At 70.8% G+C, this 12,228-nt stretch carries 12 protein-coding genes; 3 read left to right on the top strand and 9 right to left on the bottom strand.

Annotated features, from left to right (window positions below; translation table 11 throughout):
• Positions 1–8: 8 nt before the first annotated feature.
• On the bottom strand, positions 9–1,079 hold the full coding sequence (locus tag ACVCAG_RS14200) for a sigma-70 family RNA polymerase sigma factor (RefSeq protein WP_447189919.1): 1,071 nt from the start codon (positions 1,077–1,079) through the stop codon (positions 9–11).
• A 123-nt stretch (positions 1,080–1,202) separates the two neighbouring features.
• Positions 1,203–1,676, bottom strand: coding sequence for an ATP-binding protein (locus ACVCAG_RS14205; protein WP_440083548.1), 474 nt, complete (start codon positions 1,674–1,676; stop codon positions 1,203–1,205).
• 56 nt (positions 1,677–1,732) lie between these two features.
• On the opposite strand from ACVCAG_RS14205, the gene ACVCAG_RS14210 reads away from it, so the two are divergent.
• Both ACVCAG_RS14210 and ACVCAG_RS14215 read left to right on the top strand, forming a co-directional pair.
• The gene (locus tag ACVCAG_RS14210) at positions 1,733–2,158 is read left to right on the top strand and encodes a Scr1 family TA system antitoxin-like transcriptional regulator (protein WP_440083549.1); all 426 of its coding nucleotides are present in this window, start codon (positions 1,733–1,735) and stop codon (positions 2,156–2,158) included.
• Positions 2,149–2,367, top strand: a complete 219-nt coding sequence (locus ACVCAG_RS14215) for a DUF397 domain-containing protein (RefSeq protein WP_440083550.1) — start codon at positions 2,149–2,151, stop codon at positions 2,365–2,367. The genes ACVCAG_RS14210 and ACVCAG_RS14215 overlap by 10 nt, the downstream gene beginning before the upstream one ends.
• A 9-nt stretch (positions 2,368–2,376) precedes the next feature.
• Here the strand turns inward: ACVCAG_RS14215 and ACVCAG_RS14220 are convergent, their stop codons facing one another.
• The 3 genes from ACVCAG_RS14220 to ACVCAG_RS14230 are packed head-to-tail and all read right to left on the bottom strand — an operon-like array spanning position 2,377 to position 6,247.
• Positions 2,377–4,686 (bottom strand): FdhF/YdeP family oxidoreductase, encoded by a 2,310-nt coding sequence (locus tag ACVCAG_RS14220; RefSeq protein ID WP_440083551.1) that lies wholly within the window; start codon positions 4,684–4,686, stop codon positions 2,377–2,379.
• Positions 4,687–4,737: 51 nt separating this feature from the next.
• On the bottom strand, positions 4,738–5,868 hold the full coding sequence (locus ACVCAG_RS14225; RefSeq protein ID WP_440083552.1) for an SRPBCC family protein: 1,131 nt from the start codon (positions 5,866–5,868) through the stop codon (positions 4,738–4,740).
• A gap of 31 nt (positions 5,869–5,899) precedes the next feature.
• Entirely contained in the window at positions 5,900–6,247 is a 348-nt protein-coding gene (locus ACVCAG_RS14230; protein WP_440083553.1) for a bifunctional 3-phenylpropionate/cinnamic acid dioxygenase ferredoxin subunit, read from the bottom strand.
• A 201-nt stretch (positions 6,248–6,448) separates the two neighbouring features.
• On the opposite strand from ACVCAG_RS14230, the gene ACVCAG_RS14235 reads away from it, so the two are divergent.
• Positions 6,449–7,747, top strand: coding sequence for a hypothetical protein (locus ACVCAG_RS14235; protein ID WP_440083554.1), 1,299 nt, complete (start codon positions 6,449–6,451; stop codon positions 7,745–7,747).
• 58 nt (positions 7,748–7,805) lie between these two features.
• Here the strand turns inward: ACVCAG_RS14235 and ACVCAG_RS14240 are convergent, their stop codons facing one another.
• The 4 genes from ACVCAG_RS14240 to ACVCAG_RS14255 form a co-directional block, all read right to left on the bottom strand.
• Positions 7,806–8,549, bottom strand: coding sequence for a TSUP family transporter (locus tag ACVCAG_RS14240; RefSeq protein ID WP_440083555.1), 744 nt, complete (start codon positions 8,547–8,549; stop codon positions 7,806–7,808).
• A gap of 146 nt (positions 8,550–8,695) precedes the next feature.
• A complete protein-coding gene (locus tag ACVCAG_RS14245) occupies positions 8,696–10,054 on the bottom strand; it encodes an ATP-binding protein (RefSeq protein ID WP_440083556.1) in 1,359 nt (452 codons plus the stop codon).
• Positions 10,051–10,740, bottom strand: coding sequence for a response regulator (locus ACVCAG_RS14250; RefSeq protein WP_440083557.1), 690 nt, complete (start codon positions 10,738–10,740; stop codon positions 10,051–10,053). Before ACVCAG_RS14250 ends, ACVCAG_RS14245 begins: the two co-directional genes overlap by 4 nt.
• A 140-nt stretch (positions 10,741–10,880) precedes the next feature.
• Positions 10,881–12,221 (bottom strand): cation:proton antiporter domain-containing protein, encoded by a 1,341-nt coding sequence (locus ACVCAG_RS14255; protein WP_440083558.1) that lies wholly within the window; start codon positions 12,219–12,221, stop codon positions 10,881–10,883.
• Between the last annotated feature and the right edge of the window lie 7 nt (positions 12,222–12,228).

Here is a 12,228-nt window from a genome sequence, read left to right on the forward strand (position 1 = left end):
GCGGCCGATCAGGCGCGCAGCGACCGTGGAAGTCCGAATACCGTCAGAAGTGAGTTGTCCACGAATCGTGTCAGCGCGGCGATCCGGTCGCCGGTCAGGGTCAGCACGAACACTCCGTGTGCGTGCAGGATCGGTGTCCGCGGGTCACGCAGGTAACAGCCGAACGCCGGCTGGCCGTTCGCCCGCGTCGGGATCAGCACGTATCGGCGCCCGTCGCGCAGCGCGACCGTGGCCAGGAAGTGCCGGACGGCCTCTGGGCCCTGGTATTCCAGTGGCAGTGGCGGCATGGTCAGCCACGCTTCGTTCGTCAGCATGGCCACGACCGCATCGACGTCTCCGGCCTCGAAGGCACGGGTGAAACCGTCCACGATCCGGCGTTCCTGTGGCGAGTTCGGTAGCGGAGCGCTCTCCCGATCGGGATCCGGTAGCTCGTTCGCCAGCGTGCCCCGTGCTCGTCTCAGCGCGCTGGTCACCGCGTTCTCGGTCGTGTCGAGGATGCTCGCCACCTCGGCGGCCCGGAGTCCCAGTACGTCCCGCAGCACCAACACGGCACGTTGTCTCGGCGGCAATTGCTGCAGCGCCGCCAGGAACGCCAGCGACACCGACTCCCTGACCTCGTACCGCGCCTCCGGCCCGGGCATGTGGTCGGCGATCTCGTCGAGCAGCGCGTCGGGGTAGGGCTCCAGCCAGCTCGGTTCCGCTCGGCGGTGCGACGGCTCGGGTAACGGGACCTCCGATCGGTAGGCCGCGTATTCGCGCGGACGGCGGGCACCGGCCCGCAGTGCGTTGAGGCAGCGGTTGGTCGCGATCCGGTAGAGCCACGTCCGTACCGACGCGCGTTCCTCGTAGCCGCCGATCCCGCGCCATGCCGCCAGCAACGTCTCCTGCAGCAGGTCTTCGGCGTCCTGCACCGAGCCGAGGATGCGGTAGCAGTGCACCTGGAGCTCACGTCGGTACGGCTCGACGAGCCCGCGGAACGCCTCACCGTCTCCTCTCCGCGCCAGCGCCAGCAGATCCCCGGCCGAGCGCCGGTCATGGGCCGGGGCATCGGTTTCCCCGACCGGCGGGATCCCTCGCATGTTGGCTCCTTCTCTCCGATGGTCCTCTCGGATGGATGGACACCGCCGGTGTCGGAAAATGGTCGGCTCGTGTTCAGTTTCCGCCATCTCCGTGCCGGCTGCTCGGCCGGTTCGCCCTTCGTTTCATGGCCAGGCCGTCAGCTGGAACCAGACGGACTTGCCGCGGGGGGTGAGGGTCTCCAGCCCCAGTTGCGGGAGAGGTCCTGGACGATGGCGAGACCATGCCTGAGACGGGCCGGAGATCTCCAGGCCGCCGGCCCGTCCCAGGCGCGGGACCGCGATGCACGTGTCGTGAACGTCCACGGTCAGCGACTCCCTCTCCCTGCCGACCGTGACGCGGACGGGGCTCACGGCGGGAACGTCCGGCGAGCCGTACGCCAGCACGTTGGTGACGAGTTCCGAGGCCAGGAGTTCGGCGATTTCCGGGGTGTCCCCCGACGCCTTCCAGTCGGTGGCGACGTCGCGCACGAACCGGCGGGCGGACGCGACGCTTCTCGGTTCGCGCGGTATCCACTTCTCCCCCAGCGGGGAAAGTCCGGGATTCATCGTGCAGCGATATTCGGTCAGCACCGCGCTCGCCTTGAGTGCCTCTTCCATGTTTTCTCTCTCCGCCTCGGATTTCGTATGTTCAGCGTGCCCAGGCATCACCACTCTTGGTAGCGGAACGGTTACGAAAACTGTGGGCTGGAGTTCGCGGACCTTTTGTTGACTCCGACAAGGAGGGCATCATCTCCAATCTCTATACGCCTCAGGCGATCTGGGGCAGGGAGCTGCGCTACTACCGGAAGGCGGCGGGCCTCACCCAGGGCCAGCTGGCCGAGCGGATCCACTTCAGCGAGTCCCTGATCAGCGGAGTGGAGACGGGGCAACTCCCGGCCAGCCCGGAGTTCGTAATCGCGACGCTGGACGGAGGAGGCGACGTACTGTATGCGGAGACGACCGTGCGCGGTCTCATCACAAGCGATCAGGAAGACGTCACGGCGGCCGTGGAGCGTTTTGAGGCCATCCGGACCGAAGCGCTGCCGCTAAGCATGTCCATCGAGCTCATCCAAAGGGCGGTAGAGGAAAAGTGGACCTGAATAACGTCACGTGGATCAAATCAAGCTTCTCCGGAGACAACGGCGGCGACTGCGTCGAGGTCGCGAAGCTCAAAGACGCCACCGGCCACCCCGACCTGATCGCCGTACGCGACTCCAAGGACCCCGACGGCCCCAAACTCCTCCTCACCCCCACCGCATGGACCACTTTCCTCAACCACGTGAAGGCCGGCGAGTTCGGCGTCGGCTGAGGCCGCGCGTCAGGAACCGTCCAGGGACGGGGAGCGGCCGACGAGTCTGACCACGACGCTCTTGGACGTGGGCGTGTTGGAGGTCTCCGCGACCGAGTCCAGCGGCACCAGCACGTTGGTCTCCGGGAAGTACGCGGCGCAGCAGCCGCGCGCGGTGGGATAGGCGACCGCGCGGAAGGACTCCGCCCTGCGTTCGCCGTCGGGCCACTCGCTGACCAGGTCCACCATGTCGCCGTCGGCCAGACCCTGCTCGGCCAGGTCGTCGGCGTGCACGAAGACCACCCGGCGGCCGTTGCGGATGCCCCGGTAGCGGTCGTCCATGCCGTAGATCGTGGTGTTGTACTGGTCGTGGCTGCGGACCGTCTGGAGCAGCAGCCGCCCCGGCGGGACCCGCAGCACCTCCAGGGGGTTGACGGTGAAGTTGGCCTTCCCCGTCGCGGTCGGGAAGCGGCGCTCGTCGCGGGGCGCGTTGGGCAGCGTGAAACCGCCCGAGAGGCGGGCGCGCAGGTTGAAGTCCTCGAACCCGGGGACCACCCGGGAGATGCGGTGGCGGATCACGTCGTAGTCGGCGAACTGCTCCCAGGGCACGTGCGGGTCGGCGCCGAACAGCTCCGTCGCCAGGCGGCGGACGATGTCCACCTCGGAGAGCAGGTCGCCGGAGGCGGGCGGCAGGTTGCCCCGCGAGGCGTGGACCATGCCCATGGAGTCCTCGACCGTGACGAAGCGGCCCGCGCGGGCGCCGGGCGCGACATCGCGCTCGGTGCGTCCCAGAGTGGGGAGGATGAGCGCCTCCCGCCCGCACACGGCGTGGGAGCGGTTGAGCTTGGTCGACACCTGCACTGTCAGCCGGGCCCGGCGCATCGCCTCCTCGGTCACCGCCGTGTCGGGGGTCGCGGCCACGAAGTTGCCGCCCATCGCGACGAAGACCTTCGCCCGCTCCGACCGCAGCGCGCGGATCGCCTCCACGGTGTCGAGGCCGTGGTCGCGGGGCGGTTCGAAGCCGAACTCGTCGCGCAGGGCGTCGAGGAACCACGCCGGGGGCCTCTCGTTGATGCCCATGGTGCGGTCGCCCTGGACGTTGGAGTGGCCGCGCACCGGGCACACGCCCGCCCCCGGGCGGCCCACGTTGCCGCGCAGCAGCAGGAAGTTGACGACCTCTCTGATGGTGGCGACGGAGTTCTTGTGCTGGGTGAGCCCCATCGCCCAGCACACGATGACCGACTTCGCGCCGAGCACCTCCCGTACGGCGTCCTCGACGGCCGGGCGGTCCAGGCCGGTCGCCTCCTCGACCTCCGCCCAGTCCAGGGAGCGCAGGTCCTCGGCCCACTTGTCGAAGCCGTGGGTGTGGGTCTCGACGAAGGCGCGGTCGACCACGGTGCCGGGGGCGGCGTCCTCGGCTTCGAGCAGGAGCAGCGACATGGCCTGGAAGAGCGCGAGGTCGCCGTTGAGGCGGATCTGCAGGAACCGGTCGGCCAGCGTGGTGCCCCTGCCCACCAGGCCGGAGGCCTTCTGCGGGTTCTTGAAGCGGAGCAGCCCGGCCTCGGGCAGCGGGTTGACCGCGATGATCCGGGCGCCGCCGCGCTTGGCCCGCTCCAGCGCCGACAGCATGCGCGGGTGGTTGGTGCCGGGGTTCTGGCCGACCACGAAGACGAGGTCGGCCTGGTAAAGATCCTCCAGCGAGACCGTGCCCTTGCCGATGCCGAGCGTCTCGTTGAGCGCCGAGCCGCTGGACTCGTGGCACATGTTGGAGCAGTCGGGCAGGTTGTTGGTGCCGAATCTGCGCACCAGGAGCTGGTACGCGAACGCGGCCTCGTTGGAGGTGCGCCCTGAGGTGTAGAACAGCGCCTCGTCGGGGCTGTCGAGGGCGCGCAGCTCACGGGCGACGATGGCGAACGCGTCGTCCCAGCTCACCGGCACGTAGTGGTCGGAGCCCTCGGGCCGGTGCATCGGCTCGGTGAGGCGTCCCTGCTGGCCGAGCCAGTAGTCGGTGTGCCGGGCCAGGTCGTCCACGGTGTGCCGGGCGAAGAAGTCGCGGGTGACCCTGCGGACGGTGGCCTCCTCGGCCACCGCCTTGGCGCCGTTCTCGCAGAACTCGGCCGGGCTGCGGTGCCCGCCCTCGGGCCAGGCGCAGCCGGGGCAGTCGAAGCCCTCCTTCTGGTTGACCACGGCCAGGGTGCGCAGGGTGCGGCCGACGCCCATCTGGGCGTTCGCGGCCACCAGCGACCGGGTCACCCCCGGGATGCCGGCGGCCCACTCCTTGGGCGGGCCGACCTCGAGGCCGTCCTCGTTGACGTCGTCGCGCGGGGCCTTCCTGGCCATCCTCGCGCCTCCTTCCGGCCGGTCACCTTCGAGAGCGCACAATACAGGCGCTCAGCCGGGCCCGGTTCCCAGCTTGTCGAGCACCCAGTCGTGGAAGGCCCCGATGTGGTGCTCGCTGGGCACCAGGACCCCACCTTGAGCGTACGCCCGGGAGTTCATCGCGGGCTGGCACCGCTCGCAGGCCTCGAAGTCCTGCACGTTGACGCGGTGGAAGAGCTCGACGGACGGGCCGAGGTCCCTGCCCGAGTCCACGACGTCGCCGAGGAAGAGCCAGTCGCACTCCACGATCGTCCGGTCGGCCGCCAGCGGGAACATCCGGTGCAGGATCACGTGGTCGGGCACGAGGTTGACGAAGACCTGCGGCTTGATGGTGATCGCGTAGTAGCGGCGGTCCTGGTCCTCGCCCACCCCGGGGATGCGGTCCACCCCCTCGGAGCCGTCGACGGTGAACCCCCGGATCTCCTCGCCGAACTCCGCGCCGTGCCCGACGAAGGACTGCGCCGCGTACCCGTCGGCGAACTCCGGCAGCACCTCGGTGAGCTCGGGGTGGATGGTGGCGCAGTGGTAGCACTCCATGAAGTTCTCGACGATGAGCTTCCAGTTCGCCTTCACGTCGTAGACGATCCTGCGGCCCACCCGGAGGTTGGCGATGTCGTAGTTCTCGATGGACCTCTCGTCGCCCAGCCGGTGCGTCGCCTCGGCGATCACGTCCGCCTCGAACGACGGCGGCTCGTCGGCGAGGCACACCCACACGTACCCGATCCACTCGCGCACGTGCACGTTGATCAGCCCGTACTCCACCCGGTCGATGTCGGGCATCTTGGTGAGGTTCGGCGCGGCGATCAGCTTGCCCTCGAGGTCGTAGGTCCACGCGTGGTACGGGCACTGGAAGGACCGCTTGACCTCGCCGGACTCCTCGGTCCGTATCCGGGCGCCCCGGTGGCGGCACACGTTGAGGAAGGCCCGGATCGAGCCGTCCCTGGCCCGGTTGACGAGGACGCTCTCGCGGCCCACCTGGACGGTCCGGAAGGCCCCCGGCTTGCCGAGGTCGGACGCGCGGGCGACGCAGAACCACATCGTCTCGAAGACGCGGGCCTGCTCCAGGGCGAAGATGATCTCGTCGGTGTAGTAGCCGCCTGGCAGGGTGGCGATCACGCTGGGGGGCAGGCTTCTCGCGGTCACGATCGCTCCTCTTCACGCGGTGCTCGAATCCTCACGCGGTGCTCGCGCGGACGCCGGGCGGCAGGTTCGGGGGCTCCTCCGCGGGGATGACGTAGACGGTGCCGTCCTCGACCACCACCCGGTGGGTGCGCAGCGGCAGCTTGGCGGGAGGAGAGCTCGGCCGTCCCGTCCGCAGGTCGAAGCTCGACGCGTGCAGCGGGCACTCGATCTCGCAGCCCTCCAGCCACCCGTCGGAAAGAGAGGCGTCCTGGTGGGTGCAGGTGTCGTCCACGGCGTAGATCTCGCCGTCCTCGGTGTGGAAGACGGCGATGGGCGGGTCGACGTCGAGCCGGTGGGCCTCACCTGGCGGTAGGGCCGCGAGGGGACAGGCAGGGATCATCGCGATAAACCCCAGTTTCGGAAGGCGGAACAGTCGGCGCTATACGCAACAGCGTGACCCCAGGGAATCTCGATGTCAAGGGTCGGCACCGGGGTCTCCCCCATGGTCACGCGGGGTTTCGCGGACGGGGCCGGGAGGCCCTGCGGTTCCGGGGAGAGCCGGAAAACGCTCCTTGGCCGGGTGTACGGCACCATGTCCTTTGTGGATCTTTCCAGGCGTCATGGGCCGCGCGTCGCGATCGCGGCCGTCACCCTGTTGTTCGTCCTTGGCGGCTTCGACCAGCTGAAGACGCCCGCGCTGCCGATGCCCGCGAACGCGGCGACCTCCGTGGAGGAGATCGCCGAGCGGCTGCGGGGCCGCCTGAGGGACGACGTCTTCGAGAGCCCTCTGGCGGACCTCACCTTCGCCCCCTTCGCCACGAACCTGGGCACCCCCCTCCTGCACTGGTGCTGGCCGAAGCGGGAGCGGGGCATCGAGGCACGGCTGCCACCCGAGGGCGTGCCCGCCTACACCGCCCAGTTGCGCGCTCCGGAGGTGCCCGAGCCGCTGGTGGTTCGGTTCTGGATCACCTCGCCCGATCAGGCGAGCCGCCTGATCTCGGCGACCCGGCGAGGCGCCGGGAAGTGCGACCGTCGCGACTACGCGATCAGTGACGTGGGCGACTTCGACCGCGGGGGATGGCGCGGGCTGCGGGCCCTGGTCACCACGGAGTACTTCACGGAAGAAGGCGACTCGGGCGCCAGTGCGACGATCGTGGCCACACATGGCGCGCTGCTGGCCGAGGTGTCGTGGGCCTGGCCGTTCGAGGCGGGCGGCAGACCGGACCCGCGACCGCTGCACGAGGGCACCGCGGCGGCGGCGTCCGTGCTGGCCGCCGTGGGGGGCGCCCCCGCCGCACCCGCACCGACCGGCGCCGGCTCGCGGGCGGCCTCGGCCGCGATGGCCGCGGCCCTGCCCCCGCCCTCCGTCTACGGCAAGGACATGAAGCCGTGGCCCGACCCCGTCGGTCTCACTCATGACCTGGTCTGCGCGGCGGCTTTCGACGAGAACGTGCACGGCGGCGCTCCGGCCGTCACGCGCCGCCTGATCGGTGCGATCTCCGTCCGCGAGGACGTGCTGTTCCTGGCCGACGAGCGAAGCGCCGAGGAGGCCCGCGTCCGGCCGCTCATCTGGCGCGGATCGGGCTTCCCAACCGATAGCGAGGAGAAGCCCTGCGACTCCGAGGACCCGAGGTCCTACAGTGTCGGTCCCCATCTCGTCCCCTTCGCCAGGGGGCCCTGGACGGGCGAGATCGAGACTTTCGCCGTACGGCGCCCCGACCTGCCGCCCCGGCCCACTTATCGCGACTCCGTGGCGCACGTCGCCGTGGCGGTGCGCCACGGCTCCACCATGGTCTATCTCCGCTGGCAGGGACCGGCCGGGACCGACCCGGCCGCCGCCCTGCGCGCCGGCCGCGCCGCCCTCACCCGCACGCTCGACCTCCTGCCCACGGGCGGCTGAAGGTCCTCGGCACCTGCGTGGAAAGGCTTGTCGACTGGTGCGAGTCCCCTCGGGCGGCTCACATGTAGGCGTCGGCGCCGAGTTTGATCGCGACGAGCAGCCCGCAGGCGGCGGCGCCGAACCGGAGCGCGCGGCCGGGCAGGCGGCGGGCGATCGGCGGCCCGAGCAGGCCTCCGAGGAAGAATCCCAGCGCGAGCGGCGCCACCGCCGACCACTGCACCGGGCCGAAGAGGGCGAAGGCGACCGTGGACGCCGCGTTCGCCAGCGAGGACACGACAGACTTGATCGCGTTGACCCTGACCGGCGCCTGGTCGAGCACGGCGGAGAGCACCGCGAACATGAGGATCCCGCCCGCGGCCCCGAAGTAGCCGATGTAGACGGCGACGCCGAACAGCGCGGCGCGCGCCGCCCACCCGTCCTCGCCGCCGAACCCTCCCCCGACCCTGGGCGGGCGGATCAGCAGCAGCGCGGCGATGGCGATCAGCCACGGCGCCATCGCCTCGAACGTGTCGGAAGGGGTCATCAGCAGCAGCGCCGATCCCACCGCCCCGCCGATCAGCGTCGTCACGCCGAGCCGCATGACCCTGCCGCCCTGCCCGGCGAGCTCGGGCCGCGACCCGAGCGTCGCGCCCACCCCGTGGAACGTCAGCGCCACCGTGTTCGTGACGTTCGCGGCCAGCGGGGGCAGGCCGAACGCGAGCAGTGCCGGGTAGGAGACGATCGACGCCAGGCTCACCACCGTGCCGACCACCCCGGCCAGAGTCCCGGCCCCGAGCAGTCCCAGCATCTCAGCGACGTCCACGGGGCCATAGCCAATCACACGCTCCCGCACGGCGTGCCCCGGCCCCCAGCCCATCCCTTCGTCGGCCGGTTGAGGCTTCATCGCCTTTCAGAGTGATCGTCCGATCTCGCGAGGTGCCGGACGCGGGTCGGCGCACCGGTACGGGGTCACGGCTCCGGCCCGGGACCGGAGCGGGCTCCCGACCGGCCGGGCACGCCTCGGCCCTCCAGGTGGGGTCCGCCGCCTGAGTCCTCCGGCCGCGTGGCCGGGTGGCCCACGGGCTCCGGGAGGTACGGGAACCGCGCCGCCCCGGCAGGGTCCGCGGGGAGCCGGACGGTGAACACCGCCCCGGCTCCCGGGCGCCCGTCCGCGGTGACGGTCCCGCCGTGGCCGTCGACCACCTCGCGGACGAGGGCGAGACCGAGGCCCAGGCCCCCGCTTCGGGATCCGCCGACGAACCGGGTGAAGAGACGTTCGGCGTCGCGGGGGTCGAGGCCCACGCCGTCGTCGCGGACGTCGAGCCGGACCGTCTCCGGGCCGCTGGAGAGGACCACCCAGATGTGGCCGCCCGCGCGGGTGTGGGTGAGCGCGTTGTCGAGGAGCGCGGAGATCACCCTGCGCAGCGCGGACTGCGCCCCGCACACGACGTGGCCGCCCGGCCCCTGGCGCCGTACCTCGATCGTCACGCCGTGCGCCTCGGCGCGGGCCGCCTCGGCCAGCGCGAGTTCCTCGGCCAGGGCGGCGAGGTCGACCGGGGCGAACGGCCGCCGCAGCTGGCCGAACTGGGCCGTCAGCAGCAGGTCCTCGACCACGTCGCCCAGCTGCCGGGTGCCGTTCACCAGCTGGTCGACCTCGGCCGCGGCGAGAAGCGGGTCGGTCTCCCGCCGCAACCCGCGGGCGACGATCTGGGCGCGGATGTGCAGGCGGGTCAGCGGGGTGCGCAGCTCGTGGCTGACGTCCGCGGCGAACCGGCGCTGGCGGGCCAGGGCCTCGCCCAGGGGCGCGATCGCCCCCCGGGCGACGATCTGGCCGATCATCAGCGCGGCCAGCAGGCCGGTGAGCTCCGCGGCGGCGAGCGTGCGCAGCAGCCGGTGCCGCTCCGCGGCCTGGTAGCGCAGGTCCATCGCCGCCTGGACCGCCACGCCGCCGCGCCGCTGGGTGTGGACGAGATAGGACTGCCCGGCGATCTCGATCCGGCCGACCCGGGGCTCGCGTCCGGCGGCGGCCTGATGCAGCGCGGCACGCACCGGCAGCACCGCCGGCGCGCCGGGAGACCTCAGCACGGTGCCGCCGTGCAGTTCGAACAGCCAGACGCAGGGCGGGGGCCGCGAGAGGTACGCGTGCTGGGCCGCGACGGCCAGGTCGCGCCGCGCCGAGGTGTCCTGGTCGCTGGTGATGACGCAGTACACCATCATCCCGCCGAGCGCGAGCATCACGGAGATCGCGCCCGCCACCTGCATGGTGACCCGGCGACGGGCCCGGAGCAGCAGGTACCGCTCCGGCTCGTGGGGCGGACGCCTCCTCACAGCCCGCCCAGGCGGTATCCCACACCCCGCACGGTGCGTACGACGTCCGCCCCCAGTTTGTTGCGCAGATAGTAGACGTAGGTGTCCACGATCGACTCCGTCCGGGCGCCGTCGAAGACGCGCTGGCGCAGCGAGGCGCGCGTGTGCACCTGCCGCGGACGGGTCGCCAGCGCGCTCAGCAGCCGGCACTCCTGCCCCGAGAGCGTCACCTGCTCGCCGGTCGGCAGCCCCACGGTGTGGGAATCGGAGTCCAGCCAGCCCGCGCCGAGCGGCAGCAGCCTGGCGTGGTCGAGGTTTCTGCGGTGCAGCGCCCGCACCCTGGCCAGCAGCTCCTCGATCTCGAACGGCTTGACCAGATAGTCCTCGGCGCCCGCGTCGAGCCCGGTGACCCGGTCGGCGACCGTGCCGAAGGCGGTCAGCACGAGCACCGGCACGGTGACGGCCCGGCGGCGCAGCCGTGTCAGCAACTCGATGCCGTCGACCACCGGGAGACCCCGGTCGACGATCATCACGTCGTACGGGCGGCTCAGGCCCAGGTGAAGACCGCGCTGTCCCTCCGGGGCCAGGTCGACCATGTATCCCTGCTCGGTGAACAACCCGACAAGCATGTGCCCGAGCTCGGGGTCGTCCTCGACGAGGAGCAGCCGGCGAGCGAGCGTGCCGGATGTCCCCGATGTCACAGCCACGGAACAACCGTGGCATTCCTCCCGCCGAATTACCAGGGTTACCAGAATAATTGAAAGTTACACGGCAATGCTCACACCGTGTTCGGCTGATCACAAAACGATATCTGTACTGCGTTCAGGCGTTCAACGTATTCGAGCGGTCACGAGGAATGGGATTTCTCGGCCTGTTCCTCCAGGGAGCGTGTGTCCGGGCCGGCGGGCCCGGATTCGTGGGCACGTTCGTAACGCTCCGGCAGCGCCAGTTTGTACAGCGGCAAGGCTCCCGCGGTGGTGATGATGGCCACGAGCACGAGAATGGCGAAGAGCTCCTGCGTGATCATGCCCTGCGCCAGGCCGATGTTGATGAAGATGAGGATCATCAGCCCCCGCGCGTTCATGAGCGCCCCCACCGCGTAGGACTCGCGCCAGCCGAATCCCAGGGCCCTCATCGACAGCGAGCAGCCGAAGTACTTCCCGCAGAAACCCGCGGCCAGGATCGCGGCGAACGCCAGGAGCATGGGACCGCCGGTGATGCCGTCGAGATGGGTGTTCAGCCCGGAGAAGGTGAAGAAGACCGGCAGCAGCAGCGTCGAGACGACGTCCATCATGCGGCCGTGCAGCGCCCGGCGGAACGCCGCGTCGCGGGGCATCGCCAGCCCGGCGAGGAAGCCGCCGAAGACCGCGTAGACCCCGATCCAGTCGGTGAGCCAGCCCGCCGTGAGGGGGACGAGGACGACGACGTACATGGCGCCGGGGCCGATCCGGCCGGTCCGCGCGACGCCCTCGCCCAGGGGCCGCAGCAGCGGCGCGACCACCTTCAGCATCACCACCGCGAACAGCACCGTCAGGGCGATGGTGCGCACCGCGTCGCCGGGACCCGCGTCGAGGTGCATCGCCGACAGCACGGCGAGGATGCACCAGGCGAGGGCGTCGTCGATGGCGGCCGCCACCAGGGTCAGCTTTCCGAGAGGGGAGTTCTCCAGCCCCCGCTCGTACAGGATCCTGGCCAGCATGGGGAACGCGGTCAGCGACAGCGCTCCCCCGACGAACAGGGCGAACTCCCACCGGCTGACGTCGGGGCGCGAGAGCATGTCCCACAGGAGCAGACCGACGCAGGAGCCGAGGAGCAGGGAGGGGACGATACCGGAGAACGCCAGCGTCGCCGCCCGGCGGCCCTGGCCGGGCGGCGACGCGCCGTGGTCCAGCCCGGCACCGACCAGGAACATGTACAGCGTCAGCCCGATGGTGCTCAGCACGTACAGGACCGGCCTGACCTCGGCGGGGAACACGGCCGCCTGGGCCTCGGGGAACAACTGGCCGAACAGCGTCGGGCCGAGGAGGACGCCGGCGACCATCTCGCCGAGGACCCGCGGTTGCATCATCATGAGCGCCAGCCGGCCGCATATCGCCGCGGCCAGCAGGATGACGACCAGGGCGGGCAGGACTTTGAGGATCAGTTCGAGGTTCGGGTCACCGGCGGTGACCTGCGCCAGGGTGGGCATACCGTTT

This window comes from Streptosporangium sp. G12 (assembly GCF_052983175.1).

Excerpts from the sequence above, each read along its gene's own strand:
- ACVCAG_RS14200 (WP_447189919.1), bottom strand. The coding sequence starts at position 1,079 with ATGCGAGGGATCCCGCCGGTCGGGGAAACCGATGCCCCGGCCCATGAC.
- ACVCAG_RS14205 (WP_440083548.1), bottom strand. The coding sequence starts at position 1,676 with ATGGAAGAGGCACTCAAGGCGAGCGCGGTGCTGACCGAATATCGCTGC.
- ACVCAG_RS14220 (WP_440083551.1), bottom strand. The coding sequence starts at position 4,686 with ATGGCCAGGAAGGCCCCGCGCGACGACGTCAACGAGGACGGCCTCGAG.
- ACVCAG_RS14230 (WP_440083553.1), bottom strand. The coding sequence starts at position 6,247 with ATGATCCCTGCCTGTCCCCTCGCGGCCCTACCGCCAGGTGAGGCCCAC.
- ACVCAG_RS14255 (WP_440083558.1), bottom strand. The coding sequence starts at position 12,221 with ATGCCCACCCTGGCGCAGGTCACCGCCGGTGACCCGAACCTCGAACTG.